At 66.3% G+C, this 19,556-nt stretch carries 19 protein-coding genes and 1 pseudogene; 4 read left to right on the forward strand and 16 right to left on the reverse strand.

All coding sequences use genetic code 11. From position 1 onward, the window contains the following. Positions 1-219: pseudogene (locus FVF75_RS17515) on the forward strand (IS1595 family transposase); the annotation flags it as partial. 71 nt (positions 220-290) lie between these two features. Here FVF75_RS17515 and hisI read toward each other — a convergent pair. Beyond that, a complete protein-coding gene (gene hisI / locus FVF75_RS07640) occupies positions 291-650 on the reverse strand; it encodes a phosphoribosyl-AMP cyclohydrolase (RefSeq protein WP_148377388.1) in 360 nt (119 codons plus the stop codon). A 90-nt stretch (positions 651-740) separates the two neighbouring features. Between hisI and FVF75_RS07645 the strand changes: the two genes are divergently transcribed. Continuing rightward, positions 741-1,187 carry an iron-sulfur cluster assembly scaffold protein gene (locus FVF75_RS07645; RefSeq protein WP_148377389.1) on the forward strand — a complete coding sequence of 149 codons (447 nt, stop codon included), beginning with the start codon at positions 741-743 and terminating at the stop codon, positions 1,185-1,187. Between the two features lie 204 nt (positions 1,188-1,391). Here the strand turns inward: FVF75_RS07645 and FVF75_RS17825 are convergent, their stop codons facing one another. The 5 genes from FVF75_RS17825 to sciP form a co-directional block, all read right to left on the reverse strand. Beyond that, on the reverse strand, positions 1,392-1,514 hold the full coding sequence (locus tag FVF75_RS17825) for a hypothetical protein (protein ID WP_281289584.1): 123 nt from the start codon (positions 1,512-1,514) through the stop codon (positions 1,392-1,394). Positions 1,515-1,641: 127 nt separating this feature from the next. Further along, positions 1,642-3,732 (reverse strand): ATP-dependent DNA helicase RecG, encoded by a 2,091-nt coding sequence (gene recG, locus FVF75_RS07650; protein WP_148377390.1) that lies wholly within the window; start codon positions 3,730-3,732, stop codon positions 1,642-1,644. After that, positions 3,729-5,867, reverse strand: a complete 2,139-nt coding sequence (gene ligA / locus FVF75_RS07655; protein WP_187393008.1) for an NAD-dependent DNA ligase LigA — start codon at positions 5,865-5,867, stop codon at positions 3,729-3,731. The genes recG and ligA overlap by 4 nt, the downstream gene beginning before the upstream one ends. Before the next feature lie 126 nt (positions 5,868-5,993). Continuing rightward, the gene (gene ctrA / locus FVF75_RS07660; protein WP_148377391.1) at positions 5,994-6,707 is read right to left on the reverse strand and encodes a response regulator transcription factor CtrA; all 714 of its coding nucleotides are present in this window, start codon (positions 6,705-6,707) and stop codon (positions 5,994-5,996) included. A 96-nt stretch (positions 6,708-6,803) separates the two neighbouring features. Next, on the reverse strand, positions 6,804-7,082 hold the full coding sequence (gene sciP, locus FVF75_RS07665) for a CtrA inhibitor SciP (RefSeq protein ID WP_148377392.1): 279 nt from the start codon (positions 7,080-7,082) through the stop codon (positions 6,804-6,806). Between the two features lie 125 nt (positions 7,083-7,207). Here sciP and mnmA point away from each other — a divergent pair, with 125 nt between their 5' ends. Next, positions 7,208-8,353 carry a tRNA 2-thiouridine(34) synthase MnmA gene (gene mnmA, locus FVF75_RS07670; protein ID WP_148377619.1) on the forward strand — a complete coding sequence of 382 codons (1,146 nt, stop codon included), beginning with the start codon at positions 7,208-7,210 and terminating at the stop codon, positions 8,351-8,353. 59 nt (positions 8,354-8,412) lie between these two features. On the opposite strand, the gene fabZ is transcribed toward mnmA, so the two are convergent. From fabZ to pyrH, 10 genes are all read right to left on the reverse strand, one after another. After that, positions 8,413-8,874 carry a 3-hydroxyacyl-ACP dehydratase FabZ gene (gene fabZ, locus FVF75_RS07675; RefSeq protein ID WP_148377393.1) on the reverse strand — a complete coding sequence of 154 codons (462 nt, stop codon included), beginning with the start codon at positions 8,872-8,874 and terminating at the stop codon, positions 8,413-8,415. 192 nt (positions 8,875-9,066) lie between these two features. Then, entirely contained in the window at positions 9,067-9,750 is a 684-nt protein-coding gene (locus tag FVF75_RS07680) for an OmpH/Skp family outer membrane protein (protein WP_246138029.1), read from the reverse strand. Between the two features lie 32 nt (positions 9,751-9,782). Next, entirely contained in the window at positions 9,783-12,005 is a 2,223-nt protein-coding gene (gene bamA / locus FVF75_RS07685) for an outer membrane protein assembly factor BamA (protein WP_246138030.1), read from the reverse strand. Positions 12,006-12,301: 296 nt separating this feature from the next. Further along, positions 12,302-12,433: a hypothetical protein gene (locus FVF75_RS17830; protein WP_281289585.1), complete on the reverse strand. Its 132-nt coding sequence runs from the start codon at positions 12,431-12,433 to the stop codon at positions 12,302-12,304. A gap of 113 nt (positions 12,434-12,546) precedes the next feature. Then, complete coding sequence (gene rseP, locus FVF75_RS07690; RefSeq protein ID WP_148377396.1) at positions 12,547-13,887, reverse strand: RIP metalloprotease RseP; 1,341 nt, start codon at positions 13,885-13,887, stop codon at positions 12,547-12,549. 19 nt (positions 13,888-13,906) lie between these two features. Then, positions 13,907-15,079, reverse strand: a complete 1,173-nt coding sequence (dxr, locus tag FVF75_RS07695) for a 1-deoxy-D-xylulose-5-phosphate reductoisomerase (RefSeq protein ID WP_148377397.1) — start codon at positions 15,077-15,079, stop codon at positions 13,907-13,909. A 1-nt stretch (position 15,080) separates the two neighbouring features. Next, positions 15,081-15,863, reverse strand: a complete 783-nt coding sequence (locus FVF75_RS07700; RefSeq protein WP_148377398.1) for a phosphatidate cytidylyltransferase — start codon at positions 15,861-15,863, stop codon at positions 15,081-15,083. Then, positions 15,856-16,632 (reverse strand): polyprenyl diphosphate synthase, encoded by a 777-nt coding sequence (gene uppS, locus FVF75_RS07705; protein ID WP_148377399.1) that lies wholly within the window; start codon positions 16,630-16,632, stop codon positions 15,856-15,858. The genes FVF75_RS07700 and uppS overlap by 8 nt, the downstream gene beginning before the upstream one ends. A gap of 29 nt (positions 16,633-16,661) precedes the next feature. Beyond that, the gene (frr, locus tag FVF75_RS07710; RefSeq protein WP_148377400.1) at positions 16,662-17,222 is read right to left on the reverse strand and encodes a ribosome recycling factor; all 561 of its coding nucleotides are present in this window, start codon (positions 17,220-17,222) and stop codon (positions 16,662-16,664) included. 132 nt (positions 17,223-17,354) lie between these two features. Beyond that, the gene (pyrH, locus tag FVF75_RS07715; RefSeq protein WP_148377401.1) at positions 17,355-18,098 is read right to left on the reverse strand and encodes a UMP kinase; all 744 of its coding nucleotides are present in this window, start codon (positions 18,096-18,098) and stop codon (positions 17,355-17,357) included. Positions 18,099-18,209: 111 nt separating this feature from the next. Between pyrH and miaA the strand changes: the two genes are divergently transcribed. Then, the gene (miaA, locus tag FVF75_RS07720) at positions 18,210-19,100 is read left to right on the forward strand and encodes a tRNA (adenosine(37)-N6)-dimethylallyltransferase MiaA (RefSeq protein ID WP_425463224.1); all 891 of its coding nucleotides are present in this window, start codon (positions 18,210-18,212) and stop codon (positions 19,098-19,100) included. Positions 19,101-19,556: the final 456 nt, after the last annotated feature.

The following is a 19,556-nucleotide window of genomic DNA, read 5'->3' on the forward strand; positions in this document are numbered from 1 at the left end:
AACCGCGACCGCGCGATCTTCTCCGAGAACGGCGTCCACATCAACGGCATCGAAAGCTTCAGGAGCTACGCAAAACGCCGCCACGCCAAGTTCAACGGACTGCGCAGAACCAGCTTTCCGACCTTCCTCAAGGAAACCGAATTCCGCTTCAACAACCGCGAAAACAACCTCTACAAGATCCTGCTCAGATCCTGCAGAATGAAACCGCTCAGGCGCTGAGCTGGAATAGACCCTCGCAAAAATAGTCGCGCAGCAGGCACGGCCCCTGGGCCATTCAGATCATGGGCCGTTCACGCCATCGGCGCCATGATCTCGACCACCTCGCCACCCTGCACCGCCGAATAGAAACACGACCGCCGGTTGGTGTGGCAGGCCGGTCCCTCCTGCTCGACCAGCACCAGCAGCGCGTCGGCGTCGCAGTCGACCCGCAGCTCCACCAGCTTTTGCACATGGCCCGAAGTCTCGCCCTTCACCCAGTAGGCCTGGCGCGAGCGGCTCCAATAGGTCACCCGGCCCGAGGCCAGCGTGCGCTCGACCGCACCCCGGTTCATCCAGGCCAGCATCAGAACCTCGCCCGAGCGATGATCCTGCGCCACCACCGGCACCAGGCCTGCCTCGTTGTAACGAAGTTGTGCGGCGTCGAAGTTCATGGCGATCCCTTTCCATTTGCAGGCGCGCGTTCTATCTAGACCTGAGCGCCCGCAAGGGAAAGCGCCGCGACCAAGCCACGGGGATACGCCATGAGCGATACCGATCTCGTCCAGCTCTATTCCAGGCGCATCCTCGCCCTGGCCGCCGATATCCCGCATTCCGGCAAGCTCGACGCGCCGATGGCCAGCGTCAAGAAACGCTCGCCCCTGTGCGGCTCGACGGTGACCGTCGACCTCGTGGTGCGCGACGGGCGGATCGCGGAGTTCGCCCAGAACGTGAAGGCCTGTGCGCTGGGGCAATCCTCGGCCTCGGTGCTTGGGCGCCACGTGATCGGACAGGATCGCGCCACCATCCAGGCGGCACGCGATGCGCTGGAGGCGATGCTGAAGTCGGACGGGCCGACGCCGCCCGAACCCTTCGAGGGGCTTGAAGTGCTGCGCCCGGCGCAGGACTACAAGAACCGCCATGCCTCGATCCTACTGGCCTGGGACGCGACCCTGGCCGCGTTCGACGAGATCACCGGCGCCGCCGACTGACCCCCAAGCCCTTGCAGAAAAAAAAGCCGCCGCACTCCGAAGAGGCGGCGGCAGTTGTGCGGTCTGTCGGTTCCAGAGCCCGGCCGGGACAGGTGGCCAGGAGGGACAGGGGCGGTTGGGCACCGCCGGCATCGGGGTCGGGCAAGGCCGACCGTGGGGACAGGATGCAAGGAACCGTGTGTATCCGCAGGCAGAATCTCTGGGTCAGAACGCCCCGGGCAGATGCAGCGCGGCAAGCAGAACCACGACCAGCGACGTGGCGCCGACGATGTCCTGCCAGATGGTCGCGGTGGACCGGCTGAGAACCTGTTTGATATCGGTCAGCATGTCTGGGGCTCCTGCTCTCGCACCGGACGTTCCGGCTGTGTTCTTGGTTGCCCCTTTGTTCTCATATTCGTTAACCATCTGTAAAGAACTTTTTGAGAACAAAAGTGAACTTTTTGTTCCCGACGCGTTAACCCACTGAAATCAAACGGATCGCTTCGTCCTGGCGCATCAGCCACAGCAGCACCCGCGCCGCCTCTCCCCGTGCCGATGACAGGTCGGGGTCTTCGCGCAGCAGGTTGCGCGCGTCGGTCTGCGCCACGGCCATCAGGGCCGCCTGAGTCTCGAGATCGCCCACCATGAAGCGGGGCAGCCCCGATTGCGCCGTGCCGATCAGGTCGCCGGCGCCGCGCATCGCCAGATCCTCCTCGGCGATGCGAAAGCCGTCCTCGGTCTCGCGCAGGATACGCAAACGCCGCTCGCCCCCCTCGGTCAGCGGCGTCTGGTAGACCAGCAGGCAGGTCGATTGCGCCTCACCGCGCCCGACCCGGCCGCGAAGCTGGTGCAGTTGCGCCAGCCCGAAATGCTCGGCCCGCTCGATCACCATGATCGAGGCGTTGGGCACGTCCACCCCGACCTCGATCACCGTCGTGGCCACCAGAACCTTGGTCTCGCCGGCCTGAAACGCCGCCATTGCCGTATCACGCTCGCCGGGGGGCATCTGGCCGTGCACCAGCCCCACGTTGCCCTCGCCAAGTGCTGCGCGCAGGTGCTTGAAGCGTTCCTCGGCGGCCGTCAGTTCCAGAACCTCGCTTTCCTCGACCAGCGGGCAGACCCAATAGGCCTGCCGCCCCTCGGCGATCGCCCGGCGCAGATGGTCGATGACTTCGCCGATGCGCGCATCCGAGACCGTGGCGGTCTTGATCGGCTTGCGCCCCGGTGGTTTCTCGTCAAGCACGCTCACATCCATGTCACCGTATTGCGCCAGCGCCAGCGAGCGCGGGATCGGTGTCGCGGTCATCACCAGCACGTCGGTGACGGTGCCCTTGGCGCCCAGCCGCATCCGCTCGCCGACCCCGAAGCGATGCTGTTCATCGACCACCGCAACGCGCAGGTCGTGATAGATCACATCGTCCTGGAACACCGCGTGGGTGCCGACCAGAACCTGGATATCGCCACGCGCCAACGCGGCCAGCTTGGCCTGCCGCTCGGCACCCTTGTCGCGCCCGGTAAGAAGCTCGACCACCACGCCGCCCGCCTCGGCCAGAGGTTTGAGGCTGGCCATGTGCTGGCGGGCGAGGATCTCGGTCGGTGCCATCATCACGCCCTGCCCGCCCGCCTCGACCGCGATCACCAGCGCCATGAAGGCCACCAGCGTCTTGCCCGACCCGACATCGCCCTGCAGCAGCCGGTTCATCCGCAGCCCCGCGGCCATGTCGGCGGCGATCTCGGCGATCGCGCGCGTCTGCGCGCCGGTCAACGCATAGGGCAAGGCCGCCAGCACCCGCTCCTGCACCGCGCCGGTGCCCTGGCTGACCCGCCCCTTGCCGCGCCTGACCCGGGCGCGCGCCAGTGCCAGCGTCAACTGGTGGGCAAAAAACTCGTCATAGGCCAGCCGCCGACGCGCCGGGGCCTGCGGCGACAGATCGTCCGGCCCCTCGGGTGCATGCGCGGCGCTGACCGCGTCCTGCCAGTCCGGCCAACGCTCACGCTCTTTCAGCGCCGGGTCGATCCACTCGACCAGCGGTGTGACCCGCGTCAGAACCTCGCCCACCGCCCGCAGCATCAGCTTTTGCGTGATCCCGGCGGTCAGGTGATAGACCGGCTCGAACTCCGGGATCTGGTCGGCCTGACCGGGGCGCAGGATGTAGTCTGGATGCACCATCTGGGCGATGCCGTCGAACAGTTCGACCCTGCCCGAAACCACCCGGCGCTGCCCGGTCGGCAACTGCTTGTCGAGCCACGGCCCGTTGGCGTGAAAGAACACGAGCTGGAACGTGGTCAGCGCGTCACGCACCTCGACGCGGTAGGGCGCGGACTTGGTGCGCGGGGCCATGTGGCGGCCAACCTCGACCTCGACTGTCACCGTGGCGGGCGGCACCACCTCCTGCACCGAGGCGCGAAATCGCCGGTCGATGCCGGAATATGGCAGTGAAAACAACAGGTCGCGCGGCGTGGCGATATCCAGCGCGGCGAACGCCTTGGCGGTCTTTTCGCCCACGCCGCCCAATGTCTCCAGCCCCGCGAACAGCGGAAACAGGATTTCCGGACGCCCGCTCATGTCGCGCCGATCAGGGCCAGCCAAGCATCCTCGTCGATGGCCTCGACCCCCAGATCGGCCGCCTTCTTCAACTTCGACCCTGCCCCCGGCCCCGCGATCAGAAGGTCGGTCTTGGCGCTGACCGAGCCTGCCACCTTGGCCCCCAACGCCTCGGCCCGCGCCTTGGCCTCGGCGCGGGTCATCTTTTCCAGCGTGCCGGTGAACACCAGCGTCTTGCCCGCGACCGGGCTGCCTTCGGTGGCGGGTGCGGTGACCGGCTCGATCTCCAACTGGGCCACAAGCCGGTCGATCGACGCGCGCTCGGCGGGCTGGTGAAAGGCCGTGACCAGCGATGTCGCCATGGTCTTGCCGACCCCGTCGACGTTCATCAACTCGTCCCAGGCCGCGCCCTGCCCGACCTCGGCCCCGGTCAACGCCGTCTCGAAGGCCTCCCACGTGCCGAAGTGGCGGGCCAGCAGGTTGGCCGCGTTCTCTCCGACATGGCGGATGCCAAGTGCGAAAATGACCCGGTTGAGCGGGATCGTGCGCCGCGCCTCGATGGCCGCGAACAGGTTGGTCGCGGATTTCTCGCCCCAGCCGTCGCGGTTCTTCAGCTTTGCGAGGTTTTCGGCGTCGCGCGCGGCCAGCGTGAAGATATCCGCCGGTTCGCGGATCGGCAGGGTCTCGTCGTGGTAGAACATCTCGACCTGCTTGGCCCCCAGCCCGTCGATGTCGAAGGCGCCGCGGCTGACGAAATGTTTCAGTTTCTCAACCGCTTGCGCCGGGCAGGCCATGCCGCCGGTGCAGCGGCGCACCGCGTCGCCCTCTTCGCGCACAGCCTCCGACCCGCAGTCCGGGCAGGTGGTGGGAAAGACATACGGCACCGCATCGTCGGGGCGCTTGGACAGGTCGACATCGGCCACCTTGGGGATCACGTCGCCGGCGCGGTAGACCTGCACCCAGTCGCCGATGCGGATGTCCTTGCCGCCGCGAATCTCCTCACCCGATGACGAACGCCCGGCGATGTAGTCCTCGTTGTGCAACGTCGCGTTCGAAACCACGACGCCGCCGACCGTCACCGGCGCAAGACGCGCCACGGGGCTGAGCGCGCCGGTGCGCCCGACCTGGATGTCGATCGCCTGGAGCCGGGTCCAGGCGAGCTCGGCGGGGAATTTGCGCGCGATGGCCCAGCGGGGCGTGGTCGAGCGGAACCCCAGCCGCGCCTGCAGCGCCAGGTCGTCGACCTTGAAGACCACGCCGTCGATGTCATAGGGCAAGGTGGCGCGCTGCGCCTCGATCTCGGCATAATGCGCGCGCATCGCGTCGAGATCGGTGCAGACGCGGGTCAGCGGGTTGGTGGCGAACCCGAGGCGTTCGAGCCGGTCAAGCGCGCCGGATTGGGTTTCGGCCAACGGCGCCGACACCTCGCCCCAGGCATAGGCGAAGAATCGCAAAGGCCGCGCCGCGGTGACAGCGGGGTCGATCTGGCGCAGAGAGCCGGCGGCGGCGTTGCGCGGGTTGGCGAAGGTCTTGCCGCCGTTCGCGGACTGGCGTTCGTTCAGCGCCGCGAAATCGGCATGGCTCATGTAGACCTCGCCGCGCACCTCCAGCACGTCGGGCGCGCCGTCGATCTGCTGCGGGATGTCCTTGATGCTGCGGGCGTTGGCGGTGACGTTTTCCCCGACCGTGCCGTCGCCCCGGGTGGCGGCCTCGACCAGCGTGCCGCCTTCATAGCGCAGGCTGAGCGACAGCCCGTCGATCTTCGGCTCGGCGATATAGGCCAGCGGCGCATCAGCGGAGAGGCCGAGAAACGAGCGCACGCCGGCGTCGAATTCGGCCAGTTCGTCGTCGTCGAAGGCGTTCTTCAGCGACAGCATCCGCACGCGGTGGCGGACCTCGGAAAAGCCCTCGGCGGGGGCGGCGCCGACCTGCTCGGACGGGCTGTCGTCGCGCTTGAGGTCGGGAAAGCGCGCCTCGATCGCCGCATTGCGCCGTTTCGCCGCGTCGTACTCGGCATCGCTGATTTCGGGCGCGTCCTCGGCGTGGTAGGCGCGGTTCGCGCGGGCGATCAACGCCGTCAACCGGGCCAGCTCGGCCCTGGCCTGCGCCCGGTCCAGCGCGTTCACATCGACATGTTCCAACCCGGTTTCGGCCACGCGCGCCCCCTGTCTGTGCCCTTCTTGATAGGGCGGCGACGCAAGGCTCGTCCAGCCCGAAGACGACACCCAATGCCCCGGCGCCGCTTGCGCAGACACCGGGGCCGGGGGACATCTCGGTCGGGATCAGGCGCCAAGCGCGATCGGGCTGTCCAGCATCTCCGGTTCCGGGTCGCGCAGCACATAGCCGCGGCCCCAGACGGTTTCGATATAGGTTTCGCCGCCGGTGGCCTGGGCCAGCTTCTTGCGCAGCTTGCAGATGAACACGTCGATGATCTTGAGTTCGGGTTCATCCATGCCGCCGTAGAGATGGTTGAGGAACATCTCCTTGGTCAGGGTGGTGCCCTTGCGCAGGCTGAGCAGCTCGAGCATCTGGTACTCCTTGCCGGTCAGATGCACCGTCTGCCCGCCGGACTCGACGCTTTTGGCATCGAGATTGACCGCGATCTTGCCCGTATGAATGATCGACTGCGAATGCCCCTTGGAGCGGCGGATGATGGCGTGGATGCGCGCCACCAGTTCGTCGCGGTGGAACGGCTTGGTCATGTAGTCGTCGGCACCGAACCCGAACCCGCGGAGCTTCATCTCGGTGTCGTCCGACCCGGTCAGGATCAGGATCGGCGTGTCGATCCGCGAGCTTCGCAACTGGCGCAGCACGTCGAGCCCGTCCATGTCCGGCAGGTTGAGGTCGAGCAGGATCAGGTCGTTGTCATAGAGCTTGGCCAGGTCGATGCCTTCTTCGCCGAGGTCCGTGGAATAGACGTTCAGATTGGCGTGGGTGAGCATCAGTTCGATCGACCGGGAGGTGGTCGGATCGTCCTCGACGAGAAGAATGCGCATCAGGTAATCTCCGCTAGTATCCGTTCCTTTGGCACCGACCTTGGAATGAAATGGTTAACGGCACGTTACCAGTGCGGAACTTTTAGCGAATTCATCCTAGGGTTGTCTATATTTTTGCAGCGCGGTGGCCTTCAGGGCGGCTTCTCCGTGGCGCAGGACGGCAGTTTTCCATTCGTTGAATTCATCTTCCGACAACCCGTAGATCTCGAGCGCCTCGCCCTCGGGCAACAGGCCATAGATCACCGCGCGCACCACCGCGGCCTTGCGGCTGGCCACCCAGCGGCGGGTGTCCGGTGCGGGCAGGTCGGCACGGGTCATCGTCGTTCCGTCGGGAAGGCGCACCATGCGCGGTCCATCGACTTTTTTCAGATACATCGGCAGCCCCTCGTGGTCTGTCGGGGCAGATTGACGGCTGTGCCTTAAGGAGTGGTGAAGCCCGCCCTTGTTGTTATGTCGAATTTTCCTATATTGCGGCCCTTGGAGCGCGAACCCCTATGACTGTGATGACAGATACCAATACCCGCTTGAATTCGCTGGGCTTTCCCAAGTCACCGGCCGAAACCCGCGTGGTCGTCGCGATGTCCGGCGGGGTCGATTCGTCGGTCGTGGCGGCGATGTTGAAGGACGAAGGCTATGACGTGGTCGGCGTCACGTTGCAGCTTTACGACCATGGCGCGGCGCTGGCCAAGAAGGGCGCATGCTGTGCCGGCATCGACATTCACGATGCCCGCCGGGTCGCCGAGGACATGGGTTTTGCCCATTACGTGCTGGATTACGAGAACATCTTTCGCGAGGCGGTGATCGAGGAGTTTGCCGACAGCTACCTGGCCGGGGCAACGCCGGTGCCCTGCATCCGCTGCAACGAGCGGGTGAAGTTCAAGGATCTGCTGGCCACGGCCCGCGACCTCGATGCCGATTGCATGGCAACCGGGCACTACATCCAGCGATTCGCTGGCACCCACGGGGCCGAATTGCACCGCGCCGCCGATCCGGCCCGCGATCAGAGCTATTTCCTGTTCTCGACGACACGCGAACAACTTGATTTCCTGCGCTTCCCGCTCGGCCACCTCAAGACCAAGGACGAAACCCGGGCGCTTGCGCGGCGCTACGGGCTGATGGTGGCCGACAAGCCCGACAGCCAGGACATCTGTTTCGTGCCCGATGGAAACTATGCCGGGGTGATCGAGAAGCTGCGTCCGGGTGCTGCCGAGCCGGGCGAGATCGTCCATGCCGATGGCCGGGTGCTGGGGGCGCATCACGGGGTGATCCACTATACCATCGGCCAGCGCCGCGGGCTGGGGATCGGCGGGCTGGACGAGCCGCTTTATGTCGTGCGCCTCGATGTCGAGGCGCGGCAGGTCATCGTCGGCCCGAAAGAGATGCTGGCAACCAGGATCGTGCCGGTGCGCGAGATCAACTGGCTGGGCGATGCGCCGCTGACCTCGCGGGCCGAATGGCCGCTGGCGGTCAAGGTCCGCTCGACCCGGCCGCCGCGCGAGGCGATCCTGCGCCCGGTGTCCGAGACCGAGGCCGAGGTGGAATTGCTGTCGCCCGAAGAGGGTGTAAGCCCGGGCCAGGCCTGCGTGTTCTACGCATCCGAAGGCAGCCGGGTGTTCGGCGGCGGCTGGATCTGGTCGCCACGCTGAGGCTCGTCGTCACCTGAGGCCCCGGACCTGATCCGGGGCCGCGCCCGTCCGCGCCGCCCTCAGCCCTTGCCGCCCAGGTCGATCATCGCGGAGAACTCGGCCTGGCAGGCGACCTCGCCGTTGACCGTGCCCTTGCCCGCGAATTTCCAGATCTTCTGACCACCGCGCAAGGTCGTGACCTCCATCCTGAGGATGTCGCCCGGCACCACCTTGCGGCGGAACTTGACCTTGTCGAGCCCCATGAAATAGACCAGCACGCCCTTGTCGATCAGGTCGAGGCTGAGGGCCACCATGACGCCCGAGGTCTGTGCCATCGCCTCGACGATGGTCACGCCGGGCATGATCGGCGCGTCCGGAAAATGGCCCTGGAAATGCGGCTCGTTGACGGTGACGTTCTTGACCCCGACGGCGCTTTTCCCCGGCACGATATCCTCGACCCGGTCGATGAACAGGAACGGATAGCGGTGCGGGATACAGCGCTTGATCAGCGCGAGGTCGGCCGTCAACGGAACGTCACTCATGAAATCGTCCTTCTGCGGTCGTGCGCCCCAAGGGCGCATGCGGCTGAGCCGATAGTGGTTCGAATTCATCTCGAAACGCAACCCGAACTCGTGACCCGGGCAGACCGGAATGCCTTGCGCGTCTCGAAATGGTGTCGCGATTCATCTGTATGTCGGGACGATCTAACAAGCCCACACGGCCGAAACAACGGATTACTCGCCGTCCGGCGCGACTTCCGTCCCGGGTGTTGTGCCGCTGCCCTCGTCGGCGTCAGGCTCGGTGCCGGTGTCGAGCGGCGCATCGGGCGCGGGGATGGTGTCGACCGGCGCACCGGGCACCGCGGGCACCGGCGCCGGATCGTCGCCGGGCAGATTGCCATCGCCGTCCCCCAGTTCGGCATCGATTCGCGCGATCGCGGCGCGGGTGATATCGACATCCGCCGCAGTCAGCAGGATTGCGCGCCGGTCGAGAATCATGACCGCGCCGCGTTCGCGCACCAACTGCCCGAGGATCGGGCCGATACGGTTGAAAAAGTCCGCCTGCGCGGCCTCGATCTGGCGCACCGCCGCATCCTGGGTGCGCTCACGCTCCTCGCGAAGTGCCTGGACCTTGTCGTCGAAGGCATCCGCCAGCGCCCGGAACTCTGCCGCCGGAAGGGTGGCGCGCTGCTCGGTCAAGGCGCGTTCCTCGGCTTCGAGTTCGGCCTCGATCCGGCGGGTCTCGGCGGCAAGCAGATTGGAAGCCGCCTCAAGTTCGGCGTTGACCCGCTTGCCATAGAGCGTGCCGGAAAACAGCGCCTCGCGGTCGAGTGTCAAGATCGGCGAGACCACCTCGCCCAGTTGCTGTGCCTGTGCGGGTGTGGCAAGTGCGGCCAGCACCAGGGCCAGCCGCAGCAAGAAGGAAAGCGTTGAACCCATTGCAGGTCGGATCAGAAACCGGTTTCGAAGCCGATGCCGAAGCGCTGTTCCTGGTCGTAGGCCTCGCTCAACACCGGGTAGGCATAGGAGAAGCGGATCGGCCCGACCGGCGTTTGCCAGTAGATCGCCGCCCCGACCGTCGCGCGCCAGTAGATGCCGTCATCCACGCCGCCCGGGTTGTCCAGCCCGAAGACCGTGCCGCCATGCGCGAACAGGCCGCCCTTGATGCCGTATTCCTCGGGCAGGCCCAGCGGGAACTTGGCCTCGATCTTGCCGAGCGCGAAGTAGTTGCCGCCAAGCGCGTCGTTGGAGGCAACCCCGGTGTCGCGCGGCCCGACGCCGTTGTATCCGAAACCGTAGAACTGGTTGGGACCGAGGAAGAAACGGTCGGTGATCCGGGCGCCGGCGCCAAAGCTGTAGATCGCGCCGCCTTCGACCGTGGCGCTCAACTCGACCTCGTCATTCATCACCATCGAGGTGACGTTGGCCAGTGCGGTTGCCTTGATGAACTGGTTGTCCGTCCCGAACCCGCCGGCGTCCGCCGCAAAGCGGGCATAGAAATTCGTCGGGCTTTGCAGGTTGTTGCGCCGGGTGTCGAAGGTATAGGTCAGGCCGGCCTGGGCGCCGATCTGCCAGCCGCGCGCGGCTTCTGCCGCCACCACCGCGGAGGTGCCGGTATACCCGAAGATGTTCGCGCCGTTGCCGCCGCCGCGCACCCGCAGCCGGCTCAGTTCGCTCAGCGGGAACTCGAGCGACAGCTCGCCACTCACCTTCGTGGTGCTGTAGAGCGCCGAGCCCACCTGGGCGGTGCTGCCATAAAAGGCGTCAACGCCCAGCCGCAGGTCGCGGCCGAACAAGTTCGGTTCGGCGAAGGAGAAGATGTAGTTCTGGTTGTCGAAGCTCAGCGAACCCGCGTATTCCAGCCGCAGATACTGGCCGCGCCCGAGGAAGTTGGTTTCAGTGAACGACAGGTTGAACCCCAGCCCCGTGGCCGTGCTGTAGGTCGCGCCGATCGAGAAACTGCCGGTGCCCTGCTCTTCCACGTCGACATCGACCACGACGCTGTCGGGCGAGGAGCCTTCGCGCGCCTGCACCTCGACATCCGAGAAATAGCCAAGCGCGCGGATGCGTTCGGCCGCGGCGCGGATGGCGCGCGGATTGAACGGGTCGCCCTCGACCACGGTGAACTGGCTGCGCACCACCCGGTCAAGCGTGGTGGCGTTGCCTTCGATGTCGATCCGTTCGACCACCACACGCGGGCCGCGGATGATCGCGAACTCGATGTCCAGCGTGCCGTCGCGCTCGTTGCGGGTGATGCGCGGATCGACGCGGACAAAGCCATAGCCCATCTTGGCGGCTTCGTTTTCCATCCGGGCGATCGACCGTTCGATCGTCGCGGGATCGTAGGTCGAGCCGGTGCGCACCACCGGCAGCCTGTCGAAAGCCGCCGCATCGATCCCCTCGACCTCGGACACCGTGGTGATCTGGCCGTATTTGAACTGCTGGCCCTCGCGCACCTCGTAGGTGACGAAATAGGCATCCTGCTGGCCCGAGACCTCGGACGCGGTCGCGACCACCTGAAAATCGACATAGCCGCGCGACATGTAGAAGTCGCGCAGAAGCTGTTTGTCGAATTCGACACGGTCCGGGTCGAAGGTGTCGGCTGAGATGATGAAGCGCAACAGGCCGGCCTGCTTGCTCTGGATCACCCGGCGAAGGCGGGCGTCGGAATAGGCCCGGTTGCCGGTGAAGCTGATGCGCTCGACCTCGGTGTTCTTGCCTTCTACCACCTCGAACACCAGATCGACGCGGTTCTGCGGCCGGCGGATGATCCGCGGCGTCACGGTCGCGGCCAGCCGGCCCTCGGCCTGGTAGGCCTCGGCGATCAGCTGTGCGTCACGCTCGGCCTTGGCCGGATCGAACACGTAGCGCGGGCGCGAGGTGATGAGCTCGAGCAGTTCGTCATCCTTGAGCCGCTTGTTGCCCTCGACGTTGATGCGGTTGATGGTGGCGAATTCGGTGACCTTGACCACCAGCGTCGATCCACGTGGAACAAGTTCGACGCTCTGGAACAATCCGCTGCCGTTGAGTCGCTGGTAGGCGTCGTTCAGGGCCCCGCTCGACACCGTTTCGCCGCGTGCGAATCCCAGGTACGACATCACCGTCGCGGCCTCGATCCGGTTCAGCCCCTCGATCTGCACCGAACTGAAGGCGTAGCTCTGCGCCGTTGCCACCGTTGGAAGGCCAATCGAAAGGCTTGATACGCCAAGAAAAACCGCCGTTGCCGCCGATTTCGTGAAGGAAGTTTGCAGCCTGTGTCCAGCCGAGTTGCGCCGCTCGTTATACGTCATATTGTTATCATCCGCTCAGACATCCCAGTCCCTTGTGTCGATACCGGGAAAGCGGTGTCTTGTCAAAGCGTCAGACGACGAAGGCGCGAGACCTGTGGCCCCGCGCCCATAGTGGTTTCAATCGGTGGCGGCCCCGCCTGCCCGATCGGCCCGCGCAGTGCCCCGTGGGGCGCGCGCGATCAGCCCAGGAGAGTGCCCAGCCAGGCCCCTGCGCAAAGCGCGAAGGCGATGGTCGCGACATAGAGCAGCCGGTCCCAGTTCAGGTTCATCAGAAGCGAAATGCCGCGATAGGAATGTTGAATCGTGTCCATGACGAGCCGAGCCCCGTTTTGCCTGCGTATTCCGGCCAACCATGACGCGCGATTCTGGCGGCAAATTTACGGAAATGCGGCATTTTCGGGGCATGCCCCCGCCACGGGTCCGGCTATGGACAGAACAGATCGTTGGTGATCCCGAGCGCCATGATCGCCAGCACCACCATCAGCCCGAACGTGGTCAGGATCGACAAGGCGCGCGGGCTGGGCGGGCGCCCGGCGATCGCTTCGAAAAGATGGAACATCAGATGACCGCCATCGAGCACCGGGATCGGAAACAGGTTCAGAAGCCCCACCGCCGTCGACAGCACCGCGATGAACCAGATGAAACTGGCCGTGCCTTGTGAGGCCGCCGAGCCCGAGACTTCGGCGATGCCGATCGGGCCGCGCAGGTTGCACGAGGAAATCGCGCCGGTGACCATGTGGTAGAGCCCCGAGATCGAGGCGTTGATGATATAGACCACCTGCCCCACGCCGGCCTTGATGCCTTCGCCCACGCCCGGCATCCGGGTCGCGGGTTCGAAGATCAGACCGCCCGAGATGCCGATCAGCCAGCGGGTTTCGAACCCGCCGTCGTCAAGCGGCAGATCGACCCGGCGCGGCGTCAAGGCGACCTCGATCCTGTCGCCTGCCCGGTTGATGCCAAGGGTCATTTCGGCTCCGTCGCCCTCGGTCACGATGCGGCGCAGATCCTCGAAGGTGGCGATGGGCTGACCGTCCACGGTCTCGATCAGATCGCCCAGCTTCAGCCCGGCATCCTCGGCCGCCGATTGCGGCGACACGGCATCGACGAACGGTGGATAGGGATGGAGTGCGCTCAGCGTCACCTCGGTGCTGTCGCGGCGCACCGTCCAGTCCAGCGGGCTTTCGTCCGGCAGGCTGTCGACATAGCCCGCGAAGTCTTCGAGTTTCGGGGTCTCCTGCCCCGCGATGGCCAGGATCTCGTCGCCCGGCTCCAGCGTACCCGCGATACCCGGCACCGGCTTGAGGTCGGCCACGGTCAGCGGGTCGGTGGCGACGCCGGCCCACATCGCCATACCGGCAAAGATCACCGCCGACAGGACGAAATTCGACACCGGCCCCGCCACCACCGTCGCCGCGCGCGCCCAGAGCGGGGCGCCGTGCAGGGTCGAGCGGCGTTCGGCCTCGCTCATGTCCTTCAATGCATCCTCGTCGGCGGACCCCGAGGCGGCGTTGGCATCGCCGTGAAAGCGCACGTAGCCGCCGACCGGAAAGGCCGCGATCTGCCAGCGGGTGCCGTGCCGGTCCATCCGGCTGGCCAGCACCGGCCCCATGCCGATCGAGAACACGTCCGCCTTGATGCCGGACCAGCGTCCGACCAGGTAGTGCCCCATCTCGTGAATGAAGACGATGATGCTCAGCGCCACGATGAACGCGACGATGGTCAGCGCGAGGTTGCCGAACGACGGGATCAGCCCTGCCAGGTCCAAATCTGCCTCCTTGCCGGGTTCAAAGCCCGGTCGTGATGATCTCGCGTGCGGCCAGACGTGACATCTGGTCGGCCGCGCGCACGTTATCAAGTGTGATTGCGGCGTGGATGAGGCTTCGGTCGCCCGACATCCGGTCCAGAACCGCCTCGACCACGCCCGCCATGGCCATGAAGCCGATCCGCCCCTCGATGAAGGCGTCGAGCGCTTCTTCCTTGGCGGCGTTGAACACCGCTCCAGACAGACCGCCCTCATCCATCACCGCGCGCGCCAGCGCCAGCGCCGGATAGCGCGCCTCGTCCGGGGCGCGAAACTCCAACTGGCCGATCCGCGCCAGATCCAGCCGTTCGACCGGCAGCGCGCGGCGCGCGGGCCAGTTCAGCGCATAGCCGATGGCGTGGCGCATATCGGCGGGGCCGACATGCGCCATCAGCGCGCCGTCGTGAAAGCCAACCAGCGCATGCACCAGCGATTGCGGGTGCACCAGCACCTCGATCTTGTCCGGGTCCACGCCGAAAAACTCGCGCGTCTCTATCAATTCCAGCGCCTTGTTGAACATCGAGGCGGAATCGATGGTGATGCGCTGACCCATGTCCCAGTTCGGGTGGCACGACGCCTCGGCCAGCGTGGCGTTTGCAAGTCGCTCCAGCGGCCAGTCGCGAAATGCCCCGCCCGAGGCGGTGATGATGACCCGTTCGACCGCCGCGATATCCTCGCCCGTCAGCGCCTGGAACACCGCCGAATGCTCGCTGTCGACCGGCAGAAGCCGCGCGCCGTGCTGCTTCGCGGTCGCCAATACTAGCGGCCCGGCGGTGACGAGGCTTTCCTTGTTGGCCAGCGCCAGCGTCGCGCCGGTCTCAAGCGCGGCCAGCCCCGGGGCCAGCCCGGCGGCCCCGACGATGGCGGACATCACCCAATCGGCGGGTCGGCGCGCGGCCTCTTCGATTGCGATGGTGCCCGCCGCGGCCTCGATGCCGGTTCCAGCCAGCGCCGCGCGCAGGTCGGCAAGGTGGCTCTCGTGTGCGGTGACGGCGATATCGGCGTTGAGCGCCTTCGCCTGCTCAGCCAGCAGCGCCACGTTGCCGCCGCCGGTCAGCGCCACCACGTCGAAGGCGCCGGGATCGCGGGCAATCAGGTCGATGGTGGACGTGCCGATGGACCCGGTCGCCCCGAAGATCGAGATGCGACGTGTCATCCTAGCCCCCGATCAGGCCGAGAAGCCGGGCCAGCGTCACCACCAGGGCCGCCCCCATCAGCGCGTCGAACCGGTCGAACACGCCGCCGTGGCCGGGGATCAGCGCCGAGAAATCCTTGACGCCCTTGGAGCGTTTCAGCGCACTGGCCGCGATGTCGCCCATCTGCGAGGCAAAGGCGACCAGCACCGACAGCCAGATCACCCCGGTTCCGAGATAGGGCGCGAATATCGCCCCCACCAGCCCCGCCGCGACCCAGCCGCCGGCGGTGCCCGACCAGGTCTTTTTCGGGCTGATGCGGGGCCAGAACTTCGGCCCGCCAACGGTGCGCCCGACGAAATAGCCCGCAACGTCACACGCCACCACCAGGGCCGCCAGCCAGATCACCGGCACCAGGCCCAGGCCGCGCAGATCGATCAGCCCCCAGGTCGCGACCATGATCCAGGCAAGGTAGTTGAACATCCGCAGCCGGTCGCCGCCGGGCGCTATGGCGGCGGCGGCCACCACCGGCACGCCGACCAGAAGCACGATCAGCACCCAGTCGGGGGCATAGCCGGAAAACAGGATCGCGGTGCCCGTGACAAAGCCGGTCGCAACCGGCATCAGCCCGCCGCCGAGATTGCATATCCGCGCGATTTCCCAGCCGATCAGCCCGGCGGCGATGGCGGCGACATAGAGAAACACCACACCGCCCAGCCATACCGCACCGCCGCCGACGGCCAAGAGCACGATGGCCGAGATCACACGCGGGCCGAGGTCGCCCCATTTTGCCGAGGTCTCAGACATTCGTTTGTTCCCTGACCGCGCCGAACCGGCGCTCGCGCCCGCAAAAACCCTTGATGATCCCGGCGAAGATCTCGGCACTGAAATCAGGCCAGAGCGTGTCGACGAACTCGTATTCCGAATAGGCCGACTGCCACAGCAGGAAATTGGAAATCCGCGCCTCGCCGGAGGTGCGGATCACCAGATCGGGGTCGGGCAGCACATGGGTGTCGAGATAGCGCGGCAGGGTTTCCTCGTTCACCGTTTCGGGGTCGAGCCGGCCCGCCGCCACGTCCTGCGCCAGCCGCCTGGTGGCGCGGGCCACCTCGTCGCGCCCGCCGTAGTTCAGCGCGACCGTCAGATGCACCAGGTCGTTGCCCGCGGTCACCGCCTCGAGCTCGTCCATCAGCTCCTGCAGCTTGCGGTCGAGCCGGAGCCGGTCGCCGATGAAGCGCACCCGGATGCCGTTCTCGACAAGGGTACGCGCCTCTTTCGTAATGTAGCGGCGAAACAGGCTCATCAGCCCGGCCACCTCGGACTGGGTGCGCTTCCAGTTCTCGGTCGAAAAGGCGAAGATTGTAAGATACTTGACCCCAAGCTCGGGGCAGGCCTCGACAATCTCGCGGACCCTGCGCGCGCCTGCGTGATGACCGAACAGCCGCGGCCGCCCCCGGCTTTGTGCCCAGCGGCCGTTGCCGTCCATGATCACCGCCACATGGCGCGGCCCCGCATGGGCGCCGTCGGCACGCGCAGCGGCGACGGCGGTGGTGTCGGGGCCTTCAGGGGGGGTCATATGCTCTCCGTTCCGGGCACCAGACAGGATCAGACCTGCATGATCTCTTCCTGCTTGTTCTCCAGCATCCGGTCGATGTGGCCGACGTGTTTGTCGGTCAGCCCCTGAATCTCGTCATGCCAGAACTTCTGGTCGTCCTCGCTCATGCCGTCCTTGGCCTTTTTCAGCGCATCCATGCCGTGATGGCGCACGTTGCGCACCGCCACACGGGCGCTCTCGGCGTATTGCGCCGCGACCTTGGTCAACTCGCGCCGGCGTTCCTCGTTCAACTCGGGGATCGGCAGCATGATGATTGTGCCGTTGGTCTGCGGGTTGATCCCCAGACCCGATTCCATGATCGCCTTTTCCACCTTCTGCACGAGGCTCCGGTCCCAGACGTTGATGGTGACCATGCGCGGCTCCGGCACGTTCACCGTGCCGACCTGGTTGATCGGCGTCATCGCACCGTAGGCGTCGACCTGGATCGGCTCGACCATCGTCGCCGAGGCCCGGCCGGTGCGCAGGCTCGCGAATTCCTGTTTGAGCGCGTCCAGCGCCCCCTTCATGCGTCGTTCAAGGTCGTCGAGATCAATCTCAAACTCGTCAGCCATGGGTTTGCCCTTCTCGTTGCGGCACGCGTTCCGGGCCGGGTATACAGCCAGTTGCGCGCCGATGTATAGACGCCGGTGCCCCGGCGCGGTCAAATCCGTGATCCGGCCCCGGCTGAAGCCACCCGCGCCGGTTCAGCCCGAAACCGTGGTATAGGTGCCCTCGCCCGCGAGGATGCCGCGAAAGCCGCCCGGCTCATCCAGGCTGAAGACGATGATCGGCATCTTGTTGTCGCGCGCCAGCGCGATCGCCGAGGCGTCCATCACGCCGAGGCGTTTCGCCAGCGCCTCGTCATAGCTCACATGGTCGTAGCGCTTGGCATCGGGGAACTTGTTGGGGTCCTTGTCATAGACGCCGTCAACCTTGGTGCCCTTGAAAATCGCCTCGCAGGTCATCTCGTTGGCGCGCAGGGTCGCCGCCGTGTCGGTGGTGAAATAGGGGTTGCCGGTGCCGGCGGCGAAGATCACGACCCGGCCCTTTTCAAGGTGCCGGACGGCGCGGCGGCGAATGTAGGGCTCGCAAACCTGGTCCATCGGAATGGCGCTGACCACGCGGGTGAAGACGCCCAGATCCTCCAGCGCCGACTGCATCGCCAGCGCGTTCATCACGGTGGCCAGCATCCCCATGTAGTCCGCAGTGGTGCGCTCCATCCCCTGGGCCGAGCCCTGCAGGCCGCGAAAGATGTTGCCGCCGCCGATCACCATGCAGATCTCGACGCCCATGTCGTGCACCGATTTGACTTCGTTGGCGATGCGCTGAACCGTCGGCGGATTGAGACCATAGCCCTGGTCGCCCATCAGCGCCTCGCCCGAGATTTTCAGCATCACGCGCTTGTATTTCGGTTGCGGGTGCGCCGCCCCGGTCTCGGTGTCGTTCATCGTCTTGCCCTGTTGTGCCGGTCGTGGTTCGCTGGCGGCAAAATGTCGGAAAAGCCGGGGCGGTTCAATGCGCGAATGCCCGGACGGCACAATTGCACGAAGGAACGCGCCTTGGACCTGGCGACCGAGACCTTTCCCGCCGACCGACCGGTGCTGATCGCCGGGCCGACCGCCTCGGGCAAGTCGGCGCTGGCGCTTCGCATCGCGCAGCGCCACGGCGGGGTGATCGTGAACGCCGATGCGCTCCAGGTGTTTTCCAACTGGCGCATCCTGACCGCGCGCCCCTCGCCCGACGAAGTAGCGGTCGCGCCGCATCTGCTCTACGGCCATGTGCCGGGGGATATGCCGTATTCCGTGGGCCAATGGCTGCGCGAGCTTGCCCCGATCCTCGACGGGCCGCAGCGCCCGATCATCGTCGGCGGCACAGGGCTCTATTTCAGCGCCTTGACCGAGGGGCTGGCGGATATTCCCCCGACCCCGCCCGATCTGCGCGCCGAGGCCGACGCCCGCGTGGCCGCGCACGGCGCCGAGGCGCTTCTGGCCGATCTCGACCCGGCCACCCTGGCCCGGATCGACACGCAAAACCCGATGCGGGTGCAGCGCGCCTGGGAGGTGATGCGCACCACCGGGCGTGGGTTGGCGGACTGGCAGGACGACACGCCGCCGCCGCTGCTCGCGCCGGATCGGGCGACAAGGCTGGTGCTGGACGCGCCGCGCGACTGGCTGATTGCCCGGATCGAACGGCGGTTCGACGCGATGCTGGCCGCCGGGGCGCTGGACGAGGCGCGCGCCAACCTCGACGGCTGGTCGGACACCCTGCCCTCGGCCAAGGCGATCGGCGCGCAGGAGCTCGTGGCGCATGTCAAAGGCGAGATCTCCCTGGCCGAAGCCCGCGCGCGCGCGATTGTCGCGTCGCGGCAATACGCCAAGCGTCAGCGCACCTGGTTTCGCGCCCGGATGGGCGGTTGGACCCGGCTGCCGCAGGGGCCGGACGCGGGCTGAATCCGCCCGAACCGGCGATTGCGAAAACCGGCGAATTGACCGAATCAAACCACCACCCCAATCCGTCGCCGCCGGCGATACGCGCTCGCCGGCGGCAGATTTCGCGCCGCGTGACTGCAGTTGGCACCGGAATCGACCACGTCCAAGGCCGATGACGCCAAGGCGAGAGAGCCGGATTCCGTAGAAATCTCAATGGTTACGGCGGCTTGCTGCATGTGCACCAACCGCATGCTCGACCCCGGCCAAAGCCCCTCCCCGACCCTTGCGAATTCCTGCGCATGGCCATGTCTGCCCCGCTCCGCTGCCAGCGAGGCGTGACACTTCTGCGACAGTTGCCATCCGATTCGCGTTATCCACAGGAAAGCCCGCAGCTTGTGGATAACCGGGGGCGACAGAATGGTCGAAATCGGCTAATCACGAAGTCGTGCGCCTAGACGCAAACGACTTTCAGGGACA

This window comes from Maritimibacter fusiformis, assembly GCF_008086115.1.
Classification (GTDB): Bacteria; Pseudomonadota; Alphaproteobacteria; order Rhodobacterales; family Rhodobacteraceae; genus Muriiphilus; species Muriiphilus fusiformis.